The organism is Rhodococcus sp. OAS809 (assembly GCF_040546695.1).
Classification (GTDB): domain Bacteria; phylum Actinomycetota; class Actinomycetes; order Mycobacteriales; family Mycobacteriaceae; genus Rhodococcus_F; species Rhodococcus_F qingshengii.
In genome coordinates this window covers 2,987,486-3,013,318 of sequence record NZ_JBEPOI010000002.1, presented here as the reverse complement: position 1 = coordinate 3,013,318, position 25,833 = coordinate 2,987,486, and the positions used below count along the sequence as shown (strand labels likewise).

The following is a 25,833-nucleotide window of genomic DNA, read 5'->3' as shown; positions in this document are numbered from 1 at the left end:
CACTCAGGCAGGGACTGCGGCGAGTTCCTTGCCCAGTGCGCGAAGCTGATCTGTTGCGTTGCCGAGCAGGAACTCGTGATGCTTGGCCGCGAGGAAGTAGCGGTGAACCGGATGGTCCTCGTCCAGACCGACACCGCCGTGAACGTGAACAGCGGTGTGCCCGACGCGGTGTCCCGCATCTGCAGCCCAGAACTTGGCCGTCTGTACAGCGCCGTCGGAAGGAAGTCCTTCGCTCAGACGCCACGCGGCAGCCCACAGAGTCAGACGAACACCCTTGACGTCGATGTATCCGTCTGCGAGGCGCTGGGCCACTGCCTGGAAACTACCGATCGGTCGACCGAACTGCACACGCTCGGTGGCATATTCGGCGGTCAGCTTCAACGCTTGATCGAGCACTCCGTACTGGTAGGCGGTCGAACCGAGCTGAATTCGCTCGACGATCCACGCCGCGATGTCCGATCCCTGGGCAACCGAGCCGAGAACACGATCGGCCGGGATCTGCACCGAATCGAATTCGACGAGACCCGCGCTCGAGAAATCTGTGGTCGATTGCCTGGTAATGCTCACGCCCGCGTCCGACGGTTCGACGAGGAAGACCGCGACGCCGTCCTCGGTGATGGCGGGGACGAGGAACAGATCTGCGAGCGGTGCACTGTCGACGGTGATCTTGGCTCCGTCGATGCGCCAACCTTCGGCGGTCTTCTCGGCACGCGTGACGGGGTGGGCCGGGTCGTCGTTGTATTCCTCGGCGAGGGCCGCGGTGAGTACCTTCTCGCCGGCGGCGGCAGCGCTCGCCCATTCGTCTCGCTGCTTGTCCGAGCCGAATTCCGCTATCGCTGCGGCGGACCCGACGATGGACGTCAGGAACGGAACGGCTGCAACACCGCGTCCGAGTTCGGCCAGGATGCTGCACTGCTCGAGGACCCCGAATCCGTCTCCGCCGACCGACTCCGGAAGGGCCGCACCGAGGACGCCGGCCGAAGCCAGCGCATTCCACAAGATGGCGTCGAAGCGGTCTTCCGCGGCGTCGAGTTCACGAAGGCGATCGTTGGTGACCAGTTCGGTGACTACGGATCGTGTCAGGCCGGACAGGTCCTGCTGGGCCTCGGTAAGGGTGAATTCCATGATCGTGGGTCCTTATCGCTTCGATGCGGGAAGCCGCAGAGCTGTCATTCCGATGATGTCGCGTTGCACTTCGTTGGTACCGCCGCCGAACGTCAGGATCAGCGACGAACGATGCATACGTTCGATGCGGCCGCGCAGAAGAGCGCCGGGGGAGTTCTGCCTGATCGTGGCGGAGGATCCGAGGATTTCCATCAGCAAGCGGTAAGCCTCGGTGGCGAATTCGGTACCGAACACCTTGTTGGCGGACGCAGCTTCGGGGCCGGGAGCGTGATCGGTTGCGGAGGCGATTTCCCAGTTCATCAACTTCAGGTACTCGGCTTTGGCATGCACGCGAGCCAGATTGATCTGCACCCATTCCTGGTCGATCATGCGTCGGCCGTCGGGCAGCTTGGTGTTCTGTGCCCACTCGCGGACCTCACGCTGCGCGGTCAGAATCGGTCCGGCCGAGGTGAGGGCAACGCGCTCGTGGTTGAGCTGATTGGTGATCAGTGCCCAGCCGCCGTGTTCCTGACCCACGATCGACGACGCCGGGACCCGTACGTCCTGGTAGTAGGTGGCGCTGGTGTCGGGGCCGGCCATGGTGTGAACCGGTGTGTAGGAGAAGCCTTCTGCCGTGGTGGGGACGATCAGCATGCTGATTCCCTTGTGCTTCTTGGCTTCCGGATCGGTGCGGCACGCCAACCACACGTAATCGGCGTACTGGATCAGGCTGGTCCACATCTTCTGCCCGTTGATGACGTAATCGTCACCGTCACGGACCGCCGACGTGCGCAGAGAGGCCAGGTCGGTGCCGGCCTCGGGCTCGGAGTAGCCGATCGCGAAGTGGAGCTCACCGCGAGAGATCTTGGGCAGGAAGAAGGCCTTCTGCTCGTCCGTACCGAAATGCATGATTGTCGGCGCTACCGAATTGATCGTCAGGAACGGCACCGGCGCACCGGCGATGGCGGCTTCGTCGGTGAAGATCAGCTGGTCCATCGCGGAGCGTTCCTGTCCGCCGTACTCTTTCGGCCAACCCAGGGTGAGCCAGCCGTCCTGGCCCATCTGCGCGACGACTTCGCGGTACACATTGCCTTCGCCGTACTCACCCGTCGTGGCGGCGAGCGCTTCACGCCGCTCGGGAGTCATCAGTTGTGCGAAGTAGGCACGCAACTCCTCCTGGAGCTGTTGCTGCTCAGGGGTGTAGGTGATGTGCATGGTTACCTCTCCATAGAGATACGAATCAAAGCGTCAACCATTCGATTGACACAGGTTCTATCGATGCGTTCATCGGCGACAAGGGGCGCCCTCGCCGTCTCCGGCGGATCGTTCGACGTCCGTTCTCGGTACTTTTTCGAATCATTGCACACGACTGAAACAGGTTCTAGTGTTATCGCCAGGAACGGTGTGCGGCACAGCCCTGCGGCACTCGTTTCGTATCCGTGTTCGTGTGAGCAGTTGTGAGTAGAGAAGAGGAATCGCCATGGAGGTCAGGGTTGATCTGGACCGTTGCGAGGCAAACGGTGTGTGCGTCGGGATCGCGCCCGATATTTTCGACCTCGACGACAACGAGGAGCTCGTGATCAGTTCTGTGCGCCCACCGGAGGATCGCTGGGAGGATGTCCGTTCCGCGATCGCTCAGTGCCCGCGCGCGGCACTGACCGAACATCCGTGACGATGGTTGCCCAAAACAAGAACACGTTCTAAAGTTGCGAACTCGTGGGTCACGGCAATCGAGCCGGCTAACTCGACACACGACCGCAGAGAACCGGGAGAGCGCTTCGATGAATGCTGTGAACAGCCCAGAAACCAGTCTCGAAGGCAAGGTCGCCATCGTGACCGGTGCCGGATCGGGGCTCGGAAAGTTCGAGGCCATCGGTCTGGCGAAGGCCGGTGCTTCGTTGGTCGTCAACGATCTGGCCCCGAACGAGGCCGTCGAAGCGACGCTCGAGGAAATCCGTGGTCTCGGTGCCAAGGTCGAATTCGTGGCAGGCAACGTCGGTGAGCGTTCTACTGCCGACGCACTGATGGAAGCAGCGCAGGGTCAGTTCGGCAGTGTCGACATCGTCGTCAACAATGCAGGGGTCGTACGCGACCGGATGCTGTTCAACATGTCCGACGAAGACTGGGATCTCGTACTCGAAGTGCACCTTCGCGGCCATTTCCTCTTGTGCCGCAACGCCGCTGCCTACTGGCGGGCGAAATCCAAGGAAGCCGGGGCGCCGGTGTACGGGCGCATCGTCAACACTTCTTCGGAGGCGGGTCTCCTCGGACCGGAAGGGCAGCCCAACTACGGCGCTGCAAAAGCCGGAATCACGGCGCTGACGTTGTCGGCCGCACGTGGGCTATCGCGCTATGGCGTACGGGCCAACGCGATCTGCCCGCGGGCACGGACGTCGATGACCGAAGGCGTGTTCGGCGACGCGCCGGCCGACGGCATGGATCCACTCTCGCCCGAGCACGTGGCTTCGCTCGTCTCGTACCTGGCATCACCAGCGGCCGACGCCGTCAACGGTCAGGTATTCGTGGTGTACGGACCGATGGTTGCGCTGATGGCGGCGCCCGTCGTCGAGCGGCGGTTCGACGCCGAGGGAGATTCCTGGTCGCCGGAAACGCTGTCCGCGGTGATGGGTGACTACTTCGCTGACCGTGACCCGGCAAAGATGTTCTCGGCATCGGCGGCCCTGCGCGCGTTGGGCTGATCGACGGCGCTGATTCTCGGGTGCGCGACACGTAGAACCGTTGTTCACACTCAGACGGTCTACGTGTCCACTTCCTGGTAGAAATAGCGTGTTCACGAGTCGGTGGGCGCGGCAGTTTGCCTGCGTTCTGTAACGAGACCAACGGTCTCGAAAAAACTGGACTGTGTTCCAATTTTGCATTCCTGCGAACGATGCGATATTCGATCGGCGTGCCCAGTCAAGGCTCTTGCATGGCTGAATTGCGAACCTGGTGCCGAAAGGCGCCGATCATTCAAAAGTATTAATTTCCAGGATATTTCGGCGAAAATCACATCGAAAAGGGATGCTTCCCATGTCTCCGATCTTCCGGTTTCGGATCGGCGCCGTGAGGCTACTCCTTAGAGTTGGACACTTGTTTTTGACAGGTGAACACGTTCTAGTTAATATGACCTGAGTCACAAGCTGTCGGGGGCTGGACTATGAGAACAGACAGTACTGCGGCAACCAAGGACGAGGAGGGCGAATGGTAGACCTCGTCGAGGTGCCATTACGAGCGGTCGGTGGCTTCTTTCAGATGTCCGCCCAAACCTTGAGGGCAGTCTTCTCCCGCCCTTTCCAGCGGCAAGAGTTCATCGATCAGGCCTGGTTCGTGGCCCGAGTCTCGATGGTGCCGACGGTGCTGGTCGCAATCCCGTTCACGGTGCTGGTCAGCTTCACCATCAACATTCTCTTGCGCGAGATCGGTGCAGCCGACCTCAGTGGTGCCGGAGCTGCCCTCGGCACCGTCACACAGGTCGGCCCCATCGTCACAGTGCTGATCGTCGCCGGCGCCGGCGCAACCGCCATCTGCGCGGATCTTTCGGCCCGAACCATCCGCGAAGAGATCGACGCCATGAAGGTGCTCGGGATCAATCCCATCCACCGGTTGGTCGTTCCCCGAGTGCTCGCGTCGACAGGTGTGGCGCTGCTTCTCAACGGACTGGTCTGCACCATCGGCATCCTCGGCGGTTTCGTCTTCTCAGTGTTCATCCAGGACGTGAACCCCGGCGCGTTCGTCAACGGCATCACACTGCTCACCGGATTCGGTGAGCTCATGCTCTCCATGGTCAAAGCAGGGCTGTTCGGCATGATCGCCGGCCTGGTTGCGGCCTACCTCGGACTCAACGTCAAAGGCGGCGCCAAGAGCGTCGGTGACGCGGTCAACCAGACCGTCGTGTTCGCGTTCATGGCGCTCTTCGTCGTCAACGTGCTCATCACGACCATCGGTATCAAGTTGACGGCCGGATGAGGCCCACGGCAGTCGGAGAGATCGAAGTGGACAGAACGACAAACGACAGACGGGAGGAGATCTGATGGCGTTGGCCGCAGCGGGACGCTTCCCGCGCACACGTCGACAGATCGGTTCGCTCTCTCGCAGTATCGACAGCATCGGTGATCAAGCGCTGTTCTTCGCGAAGGCTCTCGGTCACGCTCCCAAGGCGCTGATGCGCTATCCACGTGAAACTCTGCGACTGATCGCCGAGATCAGCATGGGCACCGGTGCGCTCGCCGTCATCGGTGGCACCGTCGTGATCGTCGGATTCCTGACACTGTTCACCGGTGGCACCATCGCCGTTCAGGGCTACAGCTCGCTGGGCAACATCGGCGTCGAAGCACTGACGGGCTTCTTCGCCGCCTTCATCAACGTTCGCATCGCAGCGCCGGTCATCGCCGGAATCGGCCTCGCCGCAACCATCGGCGCCGGCTCCACCGCGCAGCTCGGTGCGATGCGCGTCTCCGAAGAGATCGACGCGCTGGAGACGATGGCGATCCCGTCGATTCCGTATCTGGTCAGCACCCGCGTCATGGCCGGCATGATCGCGATCATCCCGCTGTACTCACTGGCGGTCATCGCGTCGTTCGTCGCCAGCCGCTTTGCGACGGTGTTCCTCTACAACCAGTCCGGCGGCGTGTACGACCACTACTTCACGACCTTCCTGATACCCACGGACATACTGTGGTCGTTCGCCCAGGCGATAGTCATGGCGCTGGCCGTCATGCTCATCCACACCTACTACGGCTTCAACGCAACCGGTGGCCCGGTCGGCGTCGGTGTCGCGGTGGGTAACGCAGTGCGCGCCTCGTTGATCGCGGTCGTCACGGTCACCCTGCTCATCTCACTCGCCATCTACGGCGGGTCCGGCAACTTCAACCTGTCGGGATAGGCGGGCAAGCGATGACCGTACCCAGATGGCACAAGAAGTTGGCCGCAGCCGGCCTGGTCCTCGGACTCGTGGCGATCGTCGCCGTTGCTCTCACCATGTTCTCGGGTGGGTTCACCAAGAGCACGCCCATCACCGTGACGTCCACGCGTGCCGGCCTGGTCATGGAACCCAATGCCAAGGTGAAGTTGCGCGGAGTGCAGGTCGGCCGCGTCGAGTCGATCTCACTCGTCGGGGACCAGGCAAACCTGAAGTTGGCGATGGACCCGGGCCAGATGTCGAAGATTCCGTCGAATGCCCGGGTGGAGATCAAGACCACCACGGTGTTCGGTGCGAAGTACGTCAACATCGTGATCCCCGACGATCCGTCGACCCAGCCGATCCAGGAGGGTGCTGTCATCGCTTCGGACAGCGTCACCGTCGAGTTCAACAGTGTCTTCGAACATCTTTCGGACGTACTCGCGAAGATCGAACCGGAAAAGCTCAACGCCACACTCGGCGCGATCTCCACCGCACTCAACGGGCGCGGCGAGTCGCTGGGTGAGGTTCTCGAGCTCGGTGACACCTATCTGAAGAAGATGAATCCGGTTCTACCGCAGCTCCAGGAAGACTTGGTCGGCGCCGCCGATGTCACCAATCTGTACGCCGACGTGGCACCGGATCTGATGCGCATCCTCGACAATGCCACCGCGACAAGCGGATCGATCGTGGCCGAGCAGGCAAACCTCGACTTGCTGTTGCTCAACGTCACCGGCCTCGCGGACACCGGCAACGCGTTGTTGACCGACAACGAGCAGAACCTGACCACCGCCCTCGACACTCTGACCGCGACGACGACCCTGCTCGACAAGTACTCGTCGGGTCTGACGTGCTTCATCGTCGGATTGAACGACGGTCGGATCAAGTTCGAGCCACTGGCAGGCACCGGGGACAAAGCGGCGCTGATGCTGAGTGCGAGCTTCATGTACGGCGCCGAGGCGTACCAGAATCCGCAATCTCTCCCCAAGGTCGCGGCCTCCGGCGGACCCAATTGTTATGGTCTGCCCGAATTCGATCCGAAGGTCGACGGGCATGCACCGTTCGCAGTCACCAACACCGGCAACGTGCCCTTCGTTCCCAACACCGAACTGCGCGTTACCGTGCCGACCATTTTCCAGTATCTCTTCGGTGACTCCTACGAGCAGGAAGACGGGAAGTGATGAGACCGACCACGGTCAAGCTGCTGATTTTCACCGTCGTCATGGCGGTCATCTTCGCCGGACTGGCGATCGTCTTCAGTCAGGTGCGCTTCAGCAGCAGCAACGGATTTCACGCCACCTTCTCGGACGTCTCGGGACTCAAGTCCGGCGACAAGGTCCGCATCGCCGGTGTTCCGGTCGGGTCGGTCACCGGAGTGTCCATCGGTGACTCCAACCAGGCCGAGGTCGAGTTCGACGTCGACACCAAGTACTCGCTGATGAAGAGCACCAAAGCGACTGTGCGCTACGAGAACCTGGTGGGCGATCGCTACATGGAACTGCTCGAGGGCGCCGGTTCCACCGAGACGCTTCCGTCGGGAGGATCCATTCCGGTCGATCAGACGTCGCCCGCTCTCGATCTGGATCTGCTGCTCGGCGGATTCAAGCCGCTGCTTCGTTCGCTCGACCCGCAGCAGGTCAACGACCTCTCCGGGGCCCTGCTGCAGGTACTCCAGGGCCAGGGCGGAACGCTGGTTTCGTTGCTGGGAAACACCAGTTCGTTCACCAGCACGTTGGCGGACCGAGACCAGCTGATCGGGGACGTCATCACCAATCTCAACGACGTACTCGGCACCATCAACGACAAGGGCGATCAGTTCTCCACCACGATCGATCAGCTCCAGCAGTTGGTCAGTGGATTGGCGAAGGACAGTGGCCCGATCGGCAGCTCGATCACCGAGATCGCCGGTGCCACGGGAGATCTCGCGTCGTTGCTGCAGGCGACACGTCCGGACATCCAGACGCTGATCGGGGAGACCAACCGAACGATGACGCAGCTGGACCTGGGCAAGGACGACATCAACACCGCTCTCGATCGTCTGCCGTCCGACTACCGGAAGCTGATCCGAGTGGGCACGTACGGAGCATTCTTCCAGTTCTATCTGTGCGCCAACACTTTCAAGTTCTCCGGACCCGACGGGACGACGATCATCTTGCCCACGGCAGTTCAGGACACGGGAAGGTGCGCAAAAGTCTCATGACCCCAACCCGTGAACGTAATCCGGTACAGATCGGTGTCATCGGTCTCGTCCTGGCGGTGGCAACCGTCGGTGCCGCGCTTCAATACGATCAACTCCAGTTCATCAACGGTGGCATTCGCTACTCGGCGTACTTCCAAGATGCCGGCGGCCTGGTCACCGGCGACGACGTGACCATGGCCGGCGTGAAGGTCGGCAAGGTCAGCGACGTCGAACTCGACGACCAGAAGGTGTTGGTCACCTTCACCGTTCAGGACGGTGTCGCCCTGGGCGAGCAGACAGCGGCTGATATCAAGACCAACACGGTTCTCGGGCGAAAGTCGTTGGCGGTACGGCCGGAAGGATCCGGACTGTTGCGGACGGACACGCCGATTCCGGTCGAACGCACCAACTCCCCGTACTCGCTCAACGACGCTCTGGGTGACCTCGGGACAACGGTGTCCGAACTCGACACGGAACAGATCAACGATTCGCTCAACGCGATCTCGGACACCCTGGCCGATACTCCGCCAGAACTTCGCACCGCATTGGACGGAATGACGCGGCTTTCGCAGAGCATCAACTCACGCGACGAGAGCCTGCTCCAATTGCTCTCGCGGGCCGAAGATGTCACCAAGATCCTTTCCGACAGAAGCGGTCAGATCGATTCGTTGCTGGTCGACGGCAACAAGTTGTTTGCCGAACTGAGCTTGCGGCGTGACGCGATCAGCGAACTGATCGTCAACACCGGCGCAGTCTCACGTCAACTGTCAGCGCTCGTGCAGGAGAACGAGGCCCAGATGGGGCCGACCCTCGAGAAGCTGAATTCGGTCGCCGAGGTTCTCCAGCAGAACAAGGACAACATCGCGGGAGCGCTCGACGGACTCGGACCGTACATCACCGCGCTCGGTGAGACCGTGGCCAGCGGCCCGTTCTTCGACGCCTTCATCATCAACATTCTGCCGAGCAACTGGTGGAAGACCCTGGTGGACACCAGCGTCGCGCCCGAGCAGGTTCCGGGCGACCTGGAAGACTTCTTCCCCGGTATTCCACCGACGATCAGGGGGCCGGGAGAATGACCGAGACCATGACTTCACAGGATCCACAGGGCTCCACCAACCCACGAAAGAAGTGGGTGCTGATCGGAGCGGGTGTGCTGGTCGCGCTGCTCGTGGCGCGGTGCGGCCTACCTCTTCATCCCTGGCCTGGGCAAGACCAAGATCTCCGCGCACTTCGTCTCGACCACCGGTCTCTACGAGGGCGATGTCGTGCGAGTGCTCGGTGTCAACGTCGGCAAGGTGACCAAGATCGAACCGCGTGATCGGGACACGTACGTCGAGATGAAGATCGACTCGAGCGTCGACGTTCCGGCAGATGCCAAGGCGCTCATCGTTGCTCAAAGCCTCGTGTCCGCACGCTTCGTGCAATTGACCCCCGTGTACTCCGGCGGGGAACAGATGCCCAACGGCGGCGAGATCCCGATCGAGCGCACCGCCGTTCCGGTGGAGTGGGACGAGATCAAGACCGAACTGACCAAACTGTCGGACGCCCTCGGACCGGAGGGTCTGGACGATCAGGGTTCCCTCGGTCGATTCATCGACACCGTGGGAACGAACCTCGACGGTAACGGTGAGTCGATTCGGTCGACGCTGCGCGAACTCTCGGCCACGATGCACACGCTGTCCGAAGGCCGGACCGATTTGTTCTCCACCATTCGGAACCTGCAGGCGTTTGTCACTGCGTTGTCCTCGAGTAACGAGCAGATCGTGCAGTTCAGCGGTCACCTCGCTTCGGTGACAAGCGTTCTCGCAAGCAGCTCCGACGAGTTGGGTACCGCCCTCAGCGATCTCGACCTGGCCGTCGGCGACGTCCAGCGGTTCGTCAAGGACAACAGCGAGGGACTGAGCGAATCGGTTGCGCGTCTCGCCGATGCCACTCAGGTACTGACTGACAAGCGCCCGGAGATCGAGCAGGTTCTGCACTCCGGACCGACGTCGCTTGCCAACTTCTATCAGATCTACAAGCCGGCTCAGGGCAGTATGACCGGCGCAATTGCACTGAGTAACTTCAAGAATCCGATCCAGTGGATCTGTGGTTCCATCGAAGGTATCGAGAGTGGTAACTCCCAGAACAGTGCCGACCTGTGTAAGCAGTACCTCGGGCCGGTGCTCAGCACGATGATCGGCAACTACCCCGGATTCCTGTTCAACCCGGTCGCGGGCGTGCAGGCTTTCCCGGATCAGATCGTCTACACCGAGCCGGGATTGGAAGCGGCAAGTCAGAATCAGCCGGAAACCGTCGCAGGACCGATGTCAGGTGCTCCCATGACGAGTGTTCCCAAGGATCTCGCCGAACTCTTCAACATGGGCGGAGGGAACTGATGCGGGTAGCTCGCAAGACCACGGTTGCCGTGTTGGCCACGGCAGTGGCTCTCGGCGCCAGCGGTTGTGAATGGAACGGTCTCAACTCGGTGCCGATGCCAGGCACTCAAGGCCGGGGCGAAGGCGCATACGAGGTTCAGATCGAGATGCCGAACGTGACTACGCTGTCGCAGAATTCGCCCGTCCGGGTGGATGACGTGGCAGTGGGAAGCGTTTCGAACATCGAGGTTCAAGGCTGGCACGCTCTGGTGACGGTGTCGCTGAATCCCGAGGTTCAGTTGCCGGCCAACGCGACGGCAAAAATCGGTCAGACCAGCTTGCTCGGCTCTCAGCACATCGAGTTGGCGCCGCCGGTAGGGGAGGAGCCCGAGGGCCGACTCGAAGCCGGTGACCTGATTCCGATCGAGCGGGCGGGCGCTTACCCGACGACGGAACAGACGCTGTCGTCGCTGTCGGTGGTACTGAACGGCGGCGGTCTCGCTCAGGTTCAGGACATCACGAAGGAACTCAACGCCGCTCTCGGTGGGCGTGAAGATTCGGTTCGCGACCTCCTGCCTCAGCTCGATCAGCTGGTCGGCAGTCTGGACAAGCAACGAGGCGACATCGTTTCGGCGATGGAAGGACTCGATCGACTGTCCTCGACCGTCCAGGCACAGCACGACACCCTGAACAAAGCGCTCGAAGGTATTCCGCCGGCACTCGAGATTCTTGTCGCTCAGCGTCAGGACATAACCAACGCGTTGACCTCCCTCGGTGGTCTCAGCGAGGTGGCGAGCCGTGTCATCCAGGAGAGCGGCGACGATTTCGCGACCAACGTTCGGGCTCTTTCGCCGACTCTGAAGGCCTTGGCGGATTCCGGTAACGCTCTCACTCAGGTTCTCGGAGTCCTCTTGACGTTCCCGTTCCCACAGAACGGAATCGACAACGTCATCCGCGGTGACTATGCCAACCTGGCGATGACCATCGACATCTCGCTGCCCCGACTCGACGCGAACTTCCTCACCGGAACTCCGTTGGCCGGAACACTCTCCGGCCCGGAAGGTGTGTTGGGTAAGCAGGCCGGGCTCGCCGGACAGACAGGCAACCCGTTGAGCGATCCGCTCAAGCCTGCCGCACCGCCGGCCCAAGCTCCCGCCGGACAGGCTCCCGCTGCGCAGGCCCCGGCAGCGGATCCGAATACCATTCAGATTCCGGGACTTCCGCCGATCAACATTCCAGGACTTCCTCAGGGGGCACCGGCACCATGATGCTCACAAAGTTCGTCCGTATCCAGCTCACCATCTTCGCCGTCTTGACGGTCGTCGGTTTGATCGTGATGGCCACTCAGTACGTGCGTGTTCCCGCTATGGTCGGTATCGGCCGATACGACGTCACCGTCGAATTGCCCGCCACCGGTGGGCTGTACAAGAACTCGAACGTCACCTACCGCGGTCAGACCATCGGCGTCGTGAACGCGGTGGAGTTGTCGGAAACGGGCGTGAATGCGCGTCTGTCTCTCGAGAGCGGCGTCAAGGTGCCCTCGGACGTCGACGCTGCGGTCAAGAGTGTGTCGGCGATCGGCGAGCAGTTCGTCGATCTGATTCCGCACACCGACAGCTCCGGAGCGATCGTGGTCGACGGGCATCTGGAAAACGGATCGGTGATTCCCGAAGACCGAACCAGCATTCCGCAGGATGTCGGCGCGATGCTCGATCAGGCAGATGTGTTGCTGCAGAGCATTTCCGACACCAAGCTCAAGACTGTCATCGACGAATCCTTCAAGGCGTTCAACGGTGCCGGCCCGGATCTGCAGAAGCTGATCGACTCGGCTCGGCTGTTCGTCGAGGAGGCGAACAACAACTCCGACGCGACCAAGACCCTGATCGAGCAGGCCGGTCCACTCCTGGACACTCAGGTGGTCAGCAGCGATGCCATCCGTTCCTGGACAAGCAATCTGGTGACGTTCACCGATCAGCTCCGAGCCAGCGACCCTGATCTGCGTGCCGTCATCCAGAAGGGGCCGGCGGCAGCGGCGGAGGCGAATGCTCTTCTGCAAGACATGCAGCCGACATTGCCGATTCTTCTGGCGAACCTCGTGTCCGTCGGACAGGTCGGCGTGATCTACAACAACGCGATCGAGCAGATTCTGGTCATCTACCCGCCGCTGGCCGCAGCGCTGGTCACGGTGGCAGGCTCCGGCCCGGCTGCGGATGGTGCACTGGTGGACTTCCACATGGAGGTCAACGACCCGCCGCCGTGCACTACAGGATTCCTGCCCGCAGAGCAGTGGCGCAGTCCGAAGGACGAATCACCGATCGAGACGCCGTCGGATCTCTTCTGTCAGGTTGCCCAGGATTCGCCGATCGCCGTGCGCGGCGCGAGAAACCTTCCCTGCGAGGAGTATCCGGGACGTCGTGCGCCGACGGTCGAACAGTGCCGTTCCGGCTACGTACCGATGGGCACGAACCCGCAATCCGGGCCTCCGGAACCGATTACCGCGACTCCGAGCTCGTACACGTCGACGCCTTCGGTCTCGGCTCGTCGGTACGATCCGATTACAGGCACGTACATCGGGCCGGACGGAAGGACGTACTCGCAACCGAACCTCGGTGGCGGCGACGTCAGTCTCGAACAGTTCATGAAGGGTCAGCAGGGTTGATGACAGACGAAGATCCACAGGCCGGGCAGCGGGTGCGCCGTCGCGCGTCCCGCAGCGCCGGACCCACGGGTGCGGATGCAGACGCTGCCGCGGTAGTAGTGCCCACCGAAAAGAAGTCGGCCGAACAGAAGCCAGCCGAGCAGAAGCCGGCCGAGCAGAAGCCAGCTGAGCAGAAGGCGGCTGAGCAGAAGGCGGCGGCGCCAGTTGCTTTGGGCAAGCCCGATACTCCACCTGAGAAGGTCGTCAGCGGTGATCAGGTCGCGACCAAGGCTGAGCCGACCGGTACCGCCGAAACCCCCGCAGAAACTGCTGTGGACACCCCTGTTCGTTCGAAGCCCAAGGCCGGGTTGGTAGTCGGGATCGCCATTGCTTCGGTGATCGCCATCGCTCTCGCAGCCCTGACGGTGTTTCTTCTCGTCGACCGGAACAAGGCGTCCAATGCCGACGAGGACCGAGCCCGCTACGTGGCCGGTGCCCGGACCACCGCACTGAATCTGACGACACTGCACGCGGATACGGCGGCTGCCGACCTCGACAAGTTCCTCGCCGGCACCACCGACGAGTTCAAGTCGCAGTTCGACGGACGCAAGGATTCGTTTGTCAACGTCCTCGGGCAGGCCGGAGTTCAGACCGACGGCGAGGTGCTCGAAGCCGGGTTCGAGAAATCCGACGGCGATTGCGGGACTTCATTGGTCGCGGTGCGTGCGATGCAGAAGAACGGCGACGAAGCGCCCGCTGAACGCAACTACCGACTCCGAATCACCATGTGCGACGTCGACGGGCAGTTGCTTGCCTCGAATGTGGAGTTTGTGCCATGACCCCAGAAGTGAACCCCGAGACGTCCAAGCAAGTTTCGCCGAAGCCGAAGCGCGCCTCACCGCTCGCCATCATCCTGTGCGTCATCAGTGCAGTGGCCATCGCGTTGGCGGCAGTGTCGGCGTATCTCTACTTCGGTCCGGACGGAACGCGTGACACCGCAGCGATCGATCAGACCAGAGACGAAGTGGCACAGGCCTCTTCCGATCAGGCGGTAGCGATGTTCCAGTACGACTACAACAACGTCGACCAGCAGTTGCATGCAGCCACAGACGGTTTGACGGGCGATTTTCAAGGCACGTTCACCAACCTGATCGAATCGGTGATCATTCCGGGAGCCAAGGAAAAGTCGCTGACCGTTCAGGTCGTCGTCCAGGGCGCCGCGGTTCTCGACGCCGAGGCGGACAGCGCGACGACGATGCTGTTCCTCAATCAGATCACGACGTCTTCGGAATCGCCCGAAGCCGTTGCCAGTGGCAGTCGCGTGAAGATGAGTCTGGAGAAGCAGGACGGGCGTTGGCTCGTGAACAACGTCCAACCCTTCTGATCAAACACACGAAGGCTGGAGCCGGGTACGAAAGAGGCTGGGGCCGCGGAGATTCACTCTCCGCGGCCTCAGCCTTTGTGCACTGTCCTCAGTGGTCTTGTGCTTCGGCCGGGGCGATCAGCGCCGGGCCTGCGGCACCGCCGTGTGCGAGCGCGTCGAGGAACGAGCGCGCCCAGCGGTCGACGTCGTGCGTCAGGACCTGACGACGTAGCGCACGCATGTGGCGCCGGCCGTCCTCGCGCGGTTGATTGAGGGCCTTCTCCATCGAATCCTTGACGTCGTCGAGGTCGTGGGGATTGCACAGAAATGCCTGGCGGAGTTCTGCTGCGGCACCGGTGAATTCGCTGAGCAGCAATGCACCACCCAGATCGCTTCGGCAGGCGACGTACTCCTTGGCGACGAGGTTCATGCCGTCACGCAGCGGCGTGACGAGCATGAGATCGGCGGCGACGAAGAACGCGACCAGTTCGTCGCGTGGGATCGGCCGATGGATGTAATGGACGACGGGGCGGCCGACTTCGCTGAACTCGCCGTTGATTCGGGAGACCTTCTGCTCGATGTCTCCGCGCATCTGTACGTAGCTTTCGACGCGTTCGCGGCTCGGGGTCGCCAGCTGCACCATGACGGTGTCGGCGGGATCGATGCGCTTCTCCATGAGAAGTTCGTGGAGCGCAGCGAGCCTGACGTCGATGCCTTTGGTGTAGTCGAGGCGGTCGACGCCCAGCATGATGTGCTTGGGGTTTCCGAGTTCTTTGCGAATCTGCTTGGCGCGGTCTCGAATTGCCTTGGTGCGCGAGAGCTCGTCGAGCTTGCCGGAGTCGATGGAGATAGGGAAGGCGCCGACGCGGACGCTACGGAAACCTACTTGCACCACACCGAGTTTGGAGCGGACGCCGACGGTTCCACGTGAAGTCTGTTGCCCGGCAAGGCGTCTGGCCAGGTACAGGAAGTTCTGTGCGCCACCCGGAAGGTGGAAGCCGATGAGGTCGGCGCCGAGGAGGCCTTCGACGATCTCGGTGCGCCACGGCATCTGCATGAACAGCTCGACCGGGGGAAACGGAATGTGCAGGAAGAAGCCGATGGTCAGGTCGGGGCGCAGCATCCGCAGCATCTTCGGTACCAACTGCAGCTGGTAGTCCTGGATCCAGACTGTCGCGCCCTGTGCCGCTGCCTTGGAGGTGGCTTCGGCGAATCGCCGGTTCACCTCGACGTAGGCGTTCCACCATTCGCGGTGGTACTCGGGTTTGACGATGACGTCGTGATAGAGCGGCCAGAGGGTGGCGTTGGAGAATCCCTCGTAGTACTCGTTGATCTCCTCGGCGCTCAGCGGCACGGGGTAGAGCTCGAGTCCGTCTTCGACGATGGGGTCGAGCTCGGCGTCCGCCACCCCCGCCCAGCCCACCCACGCGCCCTGATTGCTGCGCAGGATCGGCTCGAGAGCGGTGACCAGTCCGCCGGGGCTTCGCTTCCAGCGGGTGGTGCCGTCGGGAAGCCGTTCCAAGTCGACGGGCAGGCGGTTCGCTACGACAACGAACTCAGCCTGCCCGGACACGGCTTCACCGGTCGAAGAAGCAGGTGCGCTGTCAGAAAGGGTTGAACTGGTCGAATCCGGACTGACAGGCACGTCGTTCCTTCTCGGTCGGTGAGGGAAAGATTCAGTCGAGCTTGGCGGCGGGGGAGATACCGAGCATCGAGAGCAGCATCCTGCACTCGTCGGCATCTTCCGCGTAGGCAGCGACGACGCGCTGTGCCTGACGAGCAGTTTCGTCCGCTACGGGCTCGAGGTCCTCGTCCGCCGATCTCGGTTTCGACGGTCGTGTTCTCAGCCATCATGTTCCTCTCGTGCTTGCCTGCACGGCGCAAGCAATGGTTCTTACTCGCGACTCTATGAGAACTGGGCGTGTCGACGCTAGTTGCTCATGTATTAGGGTCGACTTACTTATCTCTGTACTCAACTTTATCGCTTCCATCGATGCTTGGAGTTCCATGAGTTCGACCCCCTCGAGTGTGACCGTCGACTCGGACGAGCCGGATAGTGGCAATCACAGCGGTGCTGCGATTTTGCGACGCGTCCTCGTCCGTAACCGTGGCCCGCTCGCCATCGGCACGGTTCTGGTCTGTCTGCACCAACTGACCGAGACGGCGGTGCCGATCTCCATCGGTGTGATCATCGACCGTGCGGTGGAGACTTCGGACACCACGGCCCTGATCGTCTCCATCGTCGGTCTCGCGGCTCTCTTTCTCGTTCTAACGGCCGCCTGGCGCTTCGGCGCACGCTTCATCGTCACCGCGATGCAGCAGGAGGCTCATCGCCTCCGGCTCGAGGTGGCGCACCGCGTCCTCGATCCGCGTGGGGTGCGCACCGATCTGCGTTCGGGTGAATTGCTGACAGTCTCGACATCCGATGCCGAGCAGACTTCGTGGATCGCGGACATCGTCCCGCGCGCCGCTGCGGCCCTGACAGCTGCGGTGGCGTCGGCGGTGGCGTTGGTGTGGATCGACCTCTGGCTGGGGCTGGCCGTTCTGATCGGAACGCCGGTCATTCTCGGTCTGCTGCAGTTGGCGGCGCCTCTCATCACGTCGAGGGCCACCGGTCAGCAGGCGTCGATCGCTCGGGCGTCGGCGATGGCTACGGATCTGGTCAGCGGATTGCGTCCACTGCGCGGTATCGGTGGTGAGAAGACCGCGTCGGCTCGCTATCGCACAGTCAGCCGTCAGGCGCTCGCGTCGACGATCGGCACGGCCAAGGCGACCGGTATCTACACCGGCGTTGCCGCGACCGTCAGTGCGTTGCTCGCAGTCGGTGTTGCGGGCTTCGCCGGATACTTCGCTTTGCAGGGCCGGATCACGGTCGGTGAACTGATCACCGTGGTGGGGCTTGCGCAGTTCATCATCGAACCGCTCGGATTGCTTGCGTCCATCCCCGGATACTTCGCGGTGGCGCGGGCGTCGTCGGATCGACTGGCATTGGTCTTGGACGCGGAGCCACTGCGGGGCGCGGGTTCGCAGACCGAACTCGAAGGCACCGACCTGACCCTCGACGGAGTCGAGTACAAGTCGCTCAAGGGCATCGACTTGCACCTGCCTGCGGGAGAACTGCTGGGCGTCGTGGCTTACCAGCCGCAGGACGCCGACGCCCTTGTCGCGGTCCTGTCCGGTCAGCTGGCGCAGGACGCGTATCGCGGAGTGGTGAGGGTTGGCGGAATCAGCCTGTCCGACATGGACTTGCGATTGGCACGTCGGACGGTGTTGGTGGAGCCGCACATCACCGATCTGTTCTCCGGGTCGCTTGCGTCGAACGTCACCGCGGGCGCCGGTGATGGCGCTGCTCTCGACATCCAGAGCGCTCTGGTGGCGTCGGCAGCGGCGGATGTCGTCGATGCACATCCGGACGGTCTCGACCTCGAAGTGACCGATCGGGGCGCCAGTTTGTCGGGAGGCCAGCGGCAACGCGTCGCCCTCGCGCGCGCCCTGGTGGCACAGGCACCCGTGATGGTCCTGCACGATCCGACGACGGCGGTGGACGCGGTGACCGAGGCGTCGATCGCCGAAGGAATCGCAGAACTGCGGCACGAGGGTGCCGGTGGCATCCACACGACGGTATTGATCACCAGCAGCCCAGCCTTGCTGGCCGTGACGGATCGAGTGATCGTGTTGAACGACGGAGTGATCGCCTCGATCGGCACACATTCCGAACTCTCTCGCGGCGACGCGAACTACCGAGGAGCGGTGCTGCGGTGACGGCCACGGACATGACAACCAAAATGCCGGCCGGGGAGAACGCAGAGAAGGTGACAGAGCGCGAGTTGTTGCCGATCGCGAGTGGTCGCCAGACCTGGAAGTGGTTGCGGGCGGCGCTGACCGAACACCGGATGCAGAGCCTGCTGGTCCTGATCGTCGCGGCTTCGGCGTCGGCGATGGCCTTGGTGCCGATTTACGTCTTCGGCGTCCTGGTCGACCGGGTCCGGGACAACGCGCCCACGTCGACGATCGTCGGGGTGGTCGTGATCATCGCCGCTGCCGCAATCGTGGGCGGTGTGTTCACCGGTGTGGCTGCCTATCTGATCAAGCGGCTCGGTGAGACGATCCTGGCGGATCTGCGAGAGCGGACCGTGGACCGGGCACTGCGACTGCCGATCCAGACCGTCGAGAAGGTCGGTAAGGGCGATCTGCTCTCGCGTGTCGGCGACGACGTGTCGGTGATCGCCAAGGCCGTGTCCGACGTGGTTCCCGGCATGATCGCGGCGGTTCTGCTCGTGGCTCTGAGCATGGTGACCATGCTCGGACTCGACTGGCGACTCGGTCTGGCCGGAATGGTCGCGCTGCCGATGTACGCGCTGGCGCTCAAGTGGTACCTGCCACGCTCGGCTCCTGTTTACGCAGCCGAGCGGGTAGCGATGGGCGCTCGTTCACAAGCGCTGATCAGCAGTCTCCAGGGTGCGAAGACGGTCCGCGCGTACAGCCTCGAGAAGGAACACCTCGGGCAGATCGATGCGGCGTCGGCAAAAGCGCGCGATCTGGCAGTCGGAGTGTTCGGCCTGTTCACGAGGTTCGCCGGTCGAGGTAACCGCGCCGAATTCGTGGGCCTGTCCATGATTCTCGTCGTCGGATTCCTGCTGGTCCGTGAGGACGTCGTGACAGTCGGCCAGACGACGACTGCTGCCCTGCTGTTCCATCGCCTGTTCAACCCGATCGGCTCACTGCTCTACACCTTCGACGAAGTGCAGTCGGCCGGCGCAAGCCTCGCGCGACTGGTCGGCGTCGTCGAGATCGAGGAAACGGAGCCTTCGACGGATGCAGGTTCCGTTCCGGCCGACGGTTCGCTGCGTCTGGATGACATTCGGCACAGCTACGACGGTGGTCATGAGGTTCTCCACGGAGTGAGCCTCACACTGCGTGCGGGGGAGCGCGTGGCGCTCGTCGGTTCGACCGGAGCCGGAAAGACGACGCTCGCGGCGATCGCTGCCGGTTCGATCACTCCGACGTCGGGCCGGGTGTCGATCGGCGGTGTCCCGCTTGCCGACCTCGACGACCTACGACGCCACATCGCGATCGTGAGTCAGGAGGTTCATGTCTTTGCCGGACCTCTGATCGAGGATCTGAGATTGGCGGCTCCCGAATCCTCGGACGAGGACGTTGCCGCGGCACTGCGTACGGTCGGCGCGTACGAGTGGGTGGAGGCTCTCGACGAGGGAATGCTGACCGTCGTCGGCGAAGGCGGGCACGAGATGACAGCGGCGCAGGCGCAGCAGTTGGCTTTGGCGAGACTGGTGTTGGCCGATCCCGCCGTCGCCGTACTGGACGAGGCAACAGCGGAGGCGGGCAGCGCCGGAGCGCGGGAACTGGAAGCGACTGCCGACGCCGCTACGGAGGGCCGCACCACTCTGGTTGTCGCACACCGGCTTACGCAGGCTGCGGGCGCCGACCGAGTGATCGTGCTCGAACACGGACAGATCGTAGAAGAAGGCCCGCACCGCGAACTGGTGTCCGCGGGCGGGCGTTACGCACAACTGTGGGCGGCCTGGGAAGGTCGCGACTGAGGGGTTTGTACTGGGTTTTGTACTGAGGGGGTCTGATCCGGCGATCAGGTGAGGTACCCGCCGCCGTGGGGGAAGAACTCGGCGGCGGTGTACTCGCTGCCGTCGTCGAGTCGGACGCGCTCGATCCGCAGTCCCTTGTTCTTGCCCGACCACGCGTCGGGGCCCGCGACGATCACCATGCCGTCGTCTTCCTGGATGAACACTCGGCCGGGGGTTCCGCCGTAGTGCCCGCGTGAGACGGACGCCTTCAGGATGCGGATGCGCTGGCCCTTGAACTCGGCGAAAGCGTTGGGGTACGGATCGGACTGTGCCCGGACGAAACGCTCGATGACCTCGGCGGGCCAGGACCAGTCGACGTGGCTGTCCTGCGGTGCGCGCTTGTGGAAGAACGTGGCCTGCGATCGGTCCTGCGGCGTCCAGTCGGTACGGCCGGACGCGATCAGATCCAGGGCGTCGAGTGTGATGGGGCCGATCATGTCGATCGTGCGGTGGAACAGATCGGTGACGGTGTCGGTCGGGCCGACCGTCGTCGAACGCTGCAGCACGATGTCGCCCGCATCGAGTTCCTCGTCCATCAGGTGCGCCGTGAGCCCGACTTCTTCTTCGCCGTTGATCAGAGCCCAGATGAGCGGGGAGAATCCCGTGTACTTGGGCAGCAGCGAATCGTGGATGTTGAGGGTGCCGTACTTGGGTGCGTCGAAGACCTCCGCAGGCAACCAGGTACGCCAGTTGTTGGCGACGATGATGTCGGGAGCTGCTTCGGCCAGCGCGGCTTTGAAGGCGTCGTCAGGCTTGTTTGCCACGTGAACGGGTACACCGTTCTCGGCCGCCAGATCTGCAACCGAGTCCGCCCACATCTGTTCGTAGACGTGTTCGCTCTTCGGGTGTGTGATTGCCAGCACGACCTCGTGATCGGAGTCGATCAAGGCCTGCAGGGTACGGTGGCCCCAGGTTTGGTATCCGAGCGTAGCGACTCTCAACGGGGGTCCTCCTGGACGAGCATGGGCTGGGGTTGCGGTCACACGACCGCCCATCAGCTTAGGCTATCCAACCAAAATTGTTGATCACACGTACGAGGAGGAAGGCTGACATGACGGTCGCCACAATCAACGGAATCCCCATCAATTACCAGGTCAAGGGTGATGGAGATCTGGTGGTGCTCATCATGGGGACCGGCAGCCCCGGCCGCGTCTGGGATCTGCACCAGACCCCGGCGCTGGTGGCCGCCGGCTACCGAGTCTGCACCTTCGACAACCGCGGAATCGCACCGTCCGGCGAGAGCCTCGGCGGCATCACGATGCCCGACATGGTCGCAGACACCGCCGGACTGATCGAGCACCTCGGTGGCGGTCCGGCCCATGTCATCGGCACCTCGATGGGCGCCCGGGTGGCGCAGGAACTGACGCTCGCCAGGCCCGATCTGGTTCGCAAAGCAGTGTTCCTCGCCGGCCACGCCCGGATGGATCATTTCCAGCAGGTCCTGACCGAGGGCGAGCGCCAGTTGTTCGACAGTGGCGTCGCTCTGCCGGCCAAGTACCGTGCCGCAGTGACCGCGGTGATGAACCTTTCGCCGGCCACGCTGGCAGACGATCACTCGGCGCGCGACTGGATGGATATCTTCGAGTTCACCGGCGGCGCAACGTCACCGGGTGTTCGCGCACAGCTCGGTATGGACCGCGCCTTCGATCGACGGGGTGCGTACAAGTCGATCATGCGCCCGTGCCTGTCCGTCGCTTTCGCCGACGACCGCATGATCCCGCCCTACCTCTCCCGCGAGGTGGCGGACTGCATCGCGACGGCGTCGTACGAAGAGATTCCCGACGCCGGGCACTACGGCTACCTCGAGCGTCCGGAAGCCGTGAACAAGGTGCTGATCGACTTCCTGGCGAAGTAGTTTTCCGCACGCGAGAAAGGGCCTGACCTGCTAACTGCAGGTCAGGCCCTTCTCATGTTTCAGGCCAGTGCCAGGAACAGCTTCTCGAGTTCGGCCTCGGTCATCGGTTCCTGACCTTCCGCGCTGTCACCGCTCAGGCATTCACGCAGCCCGGAAGCGACGATCTTGAACCCTGCTCGGTCCAGCGCCTTGGACACGGCGGCGAGTTGCGTGACGACGTCCTTGCAGTCGCGGCCGTTCTCGATCATCGAGATGACCCCGGCAAGTTGGCCGTGGGCACGACGCAGTCTGTTCAATACGAGCGCAATGCTCTCTTCGTCGCCGGTCATGGTGGCCCCTTCTCGAGTGTTCGTGCTGCGGTCAAGGGTACCCCTGGGGGCATGTCACTGCTTGATTCAGTGTTTGATCCGACTGCGGTGTCAGATCAGCGAGTCGACGGCCGCGCGCAACTTGACGGCTGCGTCGGCTGCCGCGGACTCGAGGCCGGGTTCGCCGGAAACCTGAACCATGAGAGCAGGGTTCATCGCTTCGACGAAGAACGAATTCTCGGTAGTCGTATCTTCGCGGACGACGACGTTGCACGGCAGCAGGAGGCCGATCTGACGATCCACCGAAACTGCCCGATGGGCCAACGGCGGGTTACAGGCACCCAGGATCAGGTACTTTTCCATGTCCTCGTCCAGCTTCGCCTTGAGTGTTGCCTGCATGTCGATCTCGGTCAGGATGCCGAAGCCCTGCTCGGCGAGAGCGCCACGCGTGCGGGTGACGACGTCGTCGAAGGTTCCGGTGACCTTGGTTGCGATCGCTATCGGTTCTGTGGGTGTTGTCATTGCGCACTCCTCGTCGTGGGCTGTCACTGTCGCCGGCTTTGATTTCTCTTGTCCCCATCATACCCCTGGGGGTATCAGTAGGACAGTGATGTCGGGTACACGATCAGCCATGCGAGAAGCTGATGTTCGGCAGGACGCGACGCAGCCATGCCGGCGCCCACCAGGCTGCCCGGCCGGTGAGGCGTAGGAGAACGGGCAGCAGCACCAAGCGGACGAGCACTGCGTCCAGGAGGACAGCTACGCCGAGAATGATGCCCATTTCCTTGGGTGGCAAGGGATCTGCGAGCGCAAAAGTGAAGAAGACCGCAACCATCACCGCTGCTGCCGCCGCAATGACCCGACCTGAATGCGCGAGGCCGTCGATGTGTGCGATCGCGGGGTCGCCTGTGCGTTCGTAGTGCTCCTTGGCACTCGAAAGCAGGAACACGGTGTAGTCCATCGCGATCGCAAAGATCATGGCGAAGAAGAAGACCGGACCCCACCCGTTGAGAAACCCCTGGGGATCGAAGCCGAGCAGGCCTGCTCCGTGGCCGTCCTGGAAGATCAGCTTCGCGATTCCGAATGCGGCCCCAGTGGACAGCAGGCTGACCAGCGTGCCGATCAAGGCGATCAAAGGCGCCTGGAGGGTGATCAGCAGCAACAGGAATCCGAGCGTCAGAATCACGACCACGACGATGGGAAGGTAGTCGTCGAGTGCCTGCTGAAGGTCGAGATTTTCGGCCGGAGCGCCGCCGACGAGCGCCGATTCCGGCAGTTGCGACCGAAGGTCGGCGAGGATGGTTTCCATCGCAGGATCTGACGGGTCGACGGTGGGAACTGCTTGCAGCATAACAAGATCGGACCCGTCGGCAGCTTGTTGCGCTGGCGTGACCATGGCCACGCCGTCAACGCTCATGGTAAGACGTGAGGTGTCGGCTGCATCGTCGGCGGACGTGACGATCTGCAACATCCCCGGGGCGCCGTCCCCGAATTGCTGCTGCACCAGTTCATAGCCCTGGCGAACCGGGGCGTCCTCGGGAACCACGGCGATGGAGGGCATTGCCACCTTCAGTCCGAAGACCGGAACAACGAGTGCGATCAGGATGAGTAAGGCGCCGAAGCCGAATGGCCACGGGTGCTTGTGCAGCAATGATGCCCAACCTGCGAACATCGGGGAGCGGTGCTGCTGGCGCTTTGCATACGGTAGAGAACCGCCGTTGACCTTCGCGCCGATCCTGCCGAGCACGGCAGGCAACAGGGTGAGTGTTGCGGCGAGAACGAAGATCACAGCGAGCATGATTCCGACAGCCATCGTGCGTACGGCCGGGGCTGGAACGATGAGAACCGCAGACAAACTGACCAGAACTGTGAGGCCGGAAAGGACCACAGCCTTGCCGGCGGTGTCCATGGTTTGAGCCACGGCGGCCCTTGGATCCGGATCGGCTCGCAATGCATCCCGGAACCTGGCGACGAGGAAGAGTGCGTAGTCGATGCCCAGCGCGAGAGCGAACATCATCGCGAAGTTCATGGCCCACACGGAAATCGGCGTGATCTCGTTGAGGATTACAAGCCCACCCGCCGAAGCGACCAGGCCCGCAAGCGTCAGCAGTAGTGGTAGACCCGCGGCAACCAGGGAGCCGAAGGCCAACACCATGATCGCGAGAGTGACGGGCCACGACATCATTTCGGCTTTGATCATGGCTTCGTGATTGGCCTTGTTGAAATCGCTCCACAACGCCGACGCACCCGTCGGGTACACCTCGATCGTGTCGGTGGACAAGCCCGTGAGCTTCTTGCCGAGTTCGTCTACCGCGCTGACCATCTCGTCGGTACTCGCGTTGGCGCCCGCGACCATGATGCCGGTATGTCCGTCCGGGCTGATGGTCATACCGGGCTGCGGGGCGATCACTTCGCCGAAGCGAGGGTCCGCGGAAAAGATTTCCGTTACCGCGGCCAGGGTTTGCTGCATCGACGGATCCGTGATGGGTAGAGAATCCGAGTGAACGACCACCTGTACTGCGGCGGAGGAATTTCCACCGAAATGCTGCTCGGCCAACTCGCGAACTTGCACGGATTCGGATCCGTTTGCCTGCCAACCCGCGCCGGCCAGAGAGGTGAAGACGCTGGGTGCTGCGGCGCCGAGTGCGATCAACGCGATCAACCAGACGCCGACGACGAGGCGGGTGTGAGTCGCCATCGATCGACCGAGACGCGCAAGTATGCCGTCGGCTCGGGTGGGTGGGTCCGCGGTGACTGTTCTGGTCGCTGACATCTTCACTCCTGATACGGGTGGGGGTATTCCTGTCCGTCACCTGTATACCCCCAGGGGTATCGATCTGTCACATTCGAGGGTTCTCTATGCTGCTGGGGGCACCGTCCGATCTGAAACGGTGAAACGGATATGGGAGAGCAATCATGGACGCACGCGACTGGGACGAGCGATACCGAGCGGTGACGGAGCCATGGGGAGTCGACCCGGCGGGAACCGTCGCAACAAGAATTTCCGATCTGAGACCGGGCACCGCGATCGATCTGGCCTGCGGCGACGGCCGTCACGCGCGGTGGATGGCTGGGCAAGGTTGGTCGGTGACTGCGGTCGACTACTCGTCGGTGGCGATCGATCTGGCACGGGCGAGTGACGGGGACAAGGCTGTCGACTGGCAGGTCGGCGACGCGACCGAGTGGCAGCCGGAAGGGCTGGTCGACCTGGTGTTGGTCAGCTTTCTTCACCTCGAGGTCGACCATCTGGCCGCAACCTTGAAGCGCGTCGGGGAGTGGCTGACGCCCGGCGGACGGGTCCTCTATTTGGGGCATTCCATCGAGAACTTCCATCGTGGTGTGGGCGGTCCACCCGAACCGACCATTCTGCCCGGTATTTCCGATCTCGCTCGCGCTGCGGAGGGATCGAGGGTCTATGCCCTCGAACATGTCGTTCGGCCGCAGGACGGTAAGACGGCAATTGACGTTTTGCTCGAATTCGGTCCGTGGGAACAGGTCTGACCAGGGCGGGAGCGCACCTTCACGTTCCTGG

Annotated in this window: 22 protein-coding genes and 1 pseudogene; 16 read left to right on the top strand and 7 right to left on the bottom strand. The window is 62.7% G+C overall.

The genetic code is table 11. The features are described 5' to 3' along the window. Positions 1-3: 3 nt before the first annotated feature. Together ABIE52_RS17025 and ABIE52_RS17020 are read right to left on the bottom strand one after the other, a co-directional pair. Positions 4-1,125, bottom strand: coding sequence for an acyl-CoA dehydrogenase family protein (locus ABIE52_RS17025; protein WP_192711956.1), 1,122 nt, complete (start codon positions 1,123-1,125; stop codon positions 4-6). A gap of 12 nt (positions 1,126-1,137) precedes the next feature. After that, positions 1,138-2,319, bottom strand: a complete 1,182-nt coding sequence (locus tag ABIE52_RS17020; protein WP_003945878.1) for an acyl-CoA dehydrogenase family protein — start codon at positions 2,317-2,319, stop codon at positions 1,138-1,140. Between the two features lie 265 nt (positions 2,320-2,584). Between ABIE52_RS17020 and ABIE52_RS17015 the strand changes: the two genes are divergently transcribed. The 12 genes and pseudogenes from ABIE52_RS17015 to ABIE52_RS16960 all read left to right on the top strand — a co-directional run bounded on the left by ABIE52_RS17015 (position 2,585) and on the right by ABIE52_RS16960 (position 14,559). After that, complete coding sequence (locus ABIE52_RS17015) at positions 2,585-2,776, top strand: ferredoxin (protein WP_007734330.1); 192 nt, start codon at positions 2,585-2,587, stop codon at positions 2,774-2,776. A gap of 109 nt (positions 2,777-2,885) precedes the next feature. Then, complete coding sequence (locus ABIE52_RS17010) at positions 2,886-3,803, top strand: 3-oxoacyl-ACP reductase (protein ID WP_047269585.1); 918 nt, start codon at positions 2,886-2,888, stop codon at positions 3,801-3,803. 502 nt (positions 3,804-4,305) lie between these two features. Further along, positions 4,306-5,070, top strand: coding sequence for an MlaE family ABC transporter permease (locus ABIE52_RS17005; protein ID WP_003945687.1), 765 nt, complete (start codon positions 4,306-4,308; stop codon positions 5,068-5,070). A 64-nt stretch (positions 5,071-5,134) separates the two neighbouring features. Then, on the top strand, positions 5,135-5,986 hold the full coding sequence (locus ABIE52_RS17000) for an MlaE family ABC transporter permease (protein WP_042920421.1): 852 nt from the start codon (positions 5,135-5,137) through the stop codon (positions 5,984-5,986). 11 nt (positions 5,987-5,997) lie between these two features. Continuing rightward, the gene (locus tag ABIE52_RS16995) at positions 5,998-7,182 is read left to right on the top strand and encodes an MCE family protein (RefSeq protein WP_003945815.1); all 1,185 of its coding nucleotides are present in this window, start codon (positions 5,998-6,000) and stop codon (positions 7,180-7,182) included. Beyond that, the gene (locus ABIE52_RS16990) at positions 7,182-8,201 is read left to right on the top strand and encodes an MCE family protein (RefSeq protein WP_192712139.1); all 1,020 of its coding nucleotides are present in this window, start codon (positions 7,182-7,184) and stop codon (positions 8,199-8,201) included. The genes ABIE52_RS16995 and ABIE52_RS16990 overlap by 1 nt, the downstream gene beginning before the upstream one ends. Then, a complete protein-coding gene (locus ABIE52_RS16985) occupies positions 8,198-9,256 on the top strand; it encodes an MCE family protein (RefSeq protein ID WP_003945728.1) in 1,059 nt (352 codons plus the stop codon). The genes ABIE52_RS16990 and ABIE52_RS16985 overlap by 4 nt, the downstream gene beginning before the upstream one ends. Beyond that, a pseudogene (locus tag ABIE52_RS16980) lies at positions 9,253-10,558 on the top strand (MCE family protein). Before ABIE52_RS16985 ends, ABIE52_RS16980 begins: the two are co-directional and overlap by 4 nt. Then, positions 10,558-11,805 (top strand): MCE family protein, encoded by a 1,248-nt coding sequence (locus tag ABIE52_RS16975; protein ID WP_007734342.1) that lies wholly within the window; start codon positions 10,558-10,560, stop codon positions 11,803-11,805. The pseudogene ABIE52_RS16980 and the gene ABIE52_RS16975 overlap by 1 nt, the downstream one beginning before the upstream one ends. Further along, complete coding sequence (locus ABIE52_RS16970) at positions 11,802-13,196, top strand: MCE family protein (protein ID WP_065351964.1); 1,395 nt, start codon at positions 11,802-11,804, stop codon at positions 13,194-13,196. The genes ABIE52_RS16975 and ABIE52_RS16970 overlap by 4 nt, the downstream gene beginning before the upstream one ends. Next, on the top strand, positions 13,196-14,014 hold the full coding sequence (locus ABIE52_RS16965; protein WP_192711957.1) for an Rv1363c family protein: 819 nt from the start codon (positions 13,196-13,198) through the stop codon (positions 14,012-14,014). Before ABIE52_RS16970 ends, ABIE52_RS16965 begins: the two co-directional genes overlap by 1 nt. Continuing rightward, positions 14,011-14,559: a hypothetical protein gene (locus ABIE52_RS16960; protein WP_007734345.1), complete on the top strand. Its 549-nt coding sequence runs from the start codon at positions 14,011-14,013 to the stop codon at positions 14,557-14,559. Before ABIE52_RS16965 ends, ABIE52_RS16960 begins: the two co-directional genes overlap by 4 nt. Before the next feature lie 88 nt (positions 14,560-14,647). Here ABIE52_RS16960 and ABIE52_RS16955 read toward each other — a convergent pair whose 3' ends face one another. Next, entirely contained in the window at positions 14,648-16,111 is a 1,464-nt protein-coding gene (locus ABIE52_RS16955; RefSeq protein ID WP_085989962.1) for an alpha,alpha-trehalose-phosphate synthase (UDP-forming), read from the bottom strand. A gap of 434 nt (positions 16,112-16,545) precedes the next feature. On the opposite strand from ABIE52_RS16955, the gene ABIE52_RS16950 reads away from it, so the two are divergent. Both ABIE52_RS16950 and ABIE52_RS16945 read left to right on the top strand, forming a co-directional pair. After that, positions 16,546-18,300, top strand: coding sequence for an ABC transporter ATP-binding protein (locus tag ABIE52_RS16950; RefSeq protein ID WP_081557388.1), 1,755 nt, complete (start codon positions 16,546-16,548; stop codon positions 18,298-18,300). 11 nt (positions 18,301-18,311) lie between these two features. Next, a complete protein-coding gene (locus ABIE52_RS16945; protein WP_387481020.1) occupies positions 18,312-20,099 on the top strand; it encodes an ABC transporter ATP-binding protein in 1,788 nt (595 codons plus the stop codon). A gap of 44 nt (positions 20,100-20,143) precedes the next feature. Here the strand turns inward: ABIE52_RS16945 and ABIE52_RS16940 are convergent, their stop codons facing one another. Next, entirely contained in the window at positions 20,144-21,079 is a 936-nt protein-coding gene (locus ABIE52_RS16940; RefSeq protein WP_007734348.1) for a methionyl-tRNA formyltransferase, read from the bottom strand. Between the two features lie 110 nt (positions 21,080-21,189). Between ABIE52_RS16940 and ABIE52_RS16935 the strand changes: the two genes are divergently transcribed. Beyond that, positions 21,190-21,993, top strand: a complete 804-nt coding sequence (locus ABIE52_RS16935; protein WP_003945829.1) for an alpha/beta fold hydrolase — start codon at positions 21,190-21,192, stop codon at positions 21,991-21,993. Between the two features lie 59 nt (positions 21,994-22,052). On the opposite strand, the gene ABIE52_RS16930 is transcribed toward ABIE52_RS16935, so the two are convergent. The 3 genes from ABIE52_RS16930 to ABIE52_RS16920 all read right to left on the bottom strand — a co-directional run bounded on the left by ABIE52_RS16930 (position 22,053) and on the right by ABIE52_RS16920 (position 25,074). Next, entirely contained in the window at positions 22,053-22,322 is a 270-nt protein-coding gene (locus ABIE52_RS16930; protein WP_007734349.1) for a metal-sensitive transcriptional regulator, read from the bottom strand. A 90-nt stretch (positions 22,323-22,412) separates the two neighbouring features. Further along, the gene (locus tag ABIE52_RS16925) at positions 22,413-22,823 is read right to left on the bottom strand and encodes a DUF302 domain-containing protein (RefSeq protein WP_192711958.1); all 411 of its coding nucleotides are present in this window, start codon (positions 22,821-22,823) and stop codon (positions 22,413-22,415) included. A gap of 103 nt (positions 22,824-22,926) precedes the next feature. Continuing rightward, positions 22,927-25,074 carry an MMPL family transporter gene (locus ABIE52_RS16920; protein WP_192711959.1) on the bottom strand — a complete coding sequence of 716 codons (2,148 nt, stop codon included), beginning with the start codon at positions 25,072-25,074 and terminating at the stop codon, positions 22,927-22,929. A 143-nt stretch (positions 25,075-25,217) separates the two neighbouring features. On the opposite strand from ABIE52_RS16920, the gene ABIE52_RS16915 reads away from it, so the two are divergent. Further along, positions 25,218-25,802, top strand: a complete 585-nt coding sequence (locus ABIE52_RS16915; RefSeq protein ID WP_003945672.1) for a class I SAM-dependent methyltransferase — start codon at positions 25,218-25,220, stop codon at positions 25,800-25,802. Positions 25,803-25,833 lie beyond the last annotated feature (31 nt).

Excerpts from the sequence above, each read along its gene's own strand:
- ABIE52_RS16960 (WP_007734345.1), top strand. The coding sequence starts at position 14,011 with ATGACCCCAGAAGTGAACCCCGAGACGTCCAAGCAAGTTTCGCCGAAG.
- ABIE52_RS17000 (WP_042920421.1), top strand. The coding sequence starts at position 5,135 with ATGGCGTTGGCCGCAGCGGGACGCTTCCCGCGCACACGTCGACAGATC.
- ABIE52_RS16925 (WP_192711958.1), bottom strand. The coding sequence starts at position 22,823 with ATGACAACACCCACAGAACCGATAGCGATCGCAACCAAGGTCACCGGA.
- ABIE52_RS17020 (WP_003945878.1), bottom strand. The coding sequence starts at position 2,319 with ATGCACATCACCTACACCCCTGAGCAGCAACAGCTCCAGGAGGAGTTG.
- ABIE52_RS16920 (WP_192711959.1), bottom strand. The coding sequence starts at position 25,074 with ATGTCAGCGACCAGAACAGTCACCGCGGACCCACCCACCCGAGCCGAC.
- ABIE52_RS16935 (WP_003945829.1), top strand. The coding sequence starts at position 21,190 with ATGACGGTCGCCACAATCAACGGAATCCCCATCAATTACCAGGTCAAG.
- ABIE52_RS16975 (WP_007734342.1), top strand. The coding sequence starts at position 10,558 with ATGCGGGTAGCTCGCAAGACCACGGTTGCCGTGTTGGCCACGGCAGTG.
- ABIE52_RS17025 (WP_192711956.1), bottom strand. The coding sequence starts at position 1,125 with ATGGAATTCACCCTTACCGAGGCCCAGCAGGACCTGTCCGGCCTGACA.
- ABIE52_RS17010 (WP_047269585.1), top strand. The coding sequence starts at position 2,886 with ATGAATGCTGTGAACAGCCCAGAAACCAGTCTCGAAGGCAAGGTCGCC.
- ABIE52_RS16995 (WP_003945815.1), top strand. The coding sequence starts at position 5,998 with ATGACCGTACCCAGATGGCACAAGAAGTTGGCCGCAGCCGGCCTGGTC.
- ABIE52_RS16990 (WP_192712139.1), top strand. The coding sequence starts at position 7,182 with ATGAGACCGACCACGGTCAAGCTGCTGATTTTCACCGTCGTCATGGCG.
- ABIE52_RS16965 (WP_192711957.1), top strand. The coding sequence starts at position 13,196 with ATGACAGACGAAGATCCACAGGCCGGGCAGCGGGTGCGCCGTCGCGCG.
- ABIE52_RS16915 (WP_003945672.1), top strand. The coding sequence starts at position 25,218 with ATGGACGCACGCGACTGGGACGAGCGATACCGAGCGGTGACGGAGCCA.
- ABIE52_RS17005 (WP_003945687.1), top strand. The coding sequence starts at position 4,306 with ATGGTAGACCTCGTCGAGGTGCCATTACGAGCGGTCGGTGGCTTCTTT.
- ABIE52_RS16930 (WP_007734349.1), bottom strand. The coding sequence starts at position 22,322 with ATGACCGGCGACGAAGAGAGCATTGCGCTCGTATTGAACAGACTGCGT.
- ABIE52_RS16945 (WP_387481020.1), top strand. The coding sequence starts at position 18,312 with ATGACAACCAAAATGCCGGCCGGGGAGAACGCAGAGAAGGTGACAGAG.
- ABIE52_RS17015 (WP_007734330.1), top strand. The coding sequence starts at position 2,585 with ATGGAGGTCAGGGTTGATCTGGACCGTTGCGAGGCAAACGGTGTGTGC.
- ABIE52_RS16985 (WP_003945728.1), top strand. The coding sequence starts at position 8,198 with ATGACCCCAACCCGTGAACGTAATCCGGTACAGATCGGTGTCATCGGT.
- ABIE52_RS16950 (WP_081557388.1), top strand. The coding sequence starts at position 16,546 with ATGAGTTCGACCCCCTCGAGTGTGACCGTCGACTCGGACGAGCCGGAT.
- ABIE52_RS16970 (WP_065351964.1), top strand. The coding sequence starts at position 11,802 with ATGATGCTCACAAAGTTCGTCCGTATCCAGCTCACCATCTTCGCCGTC.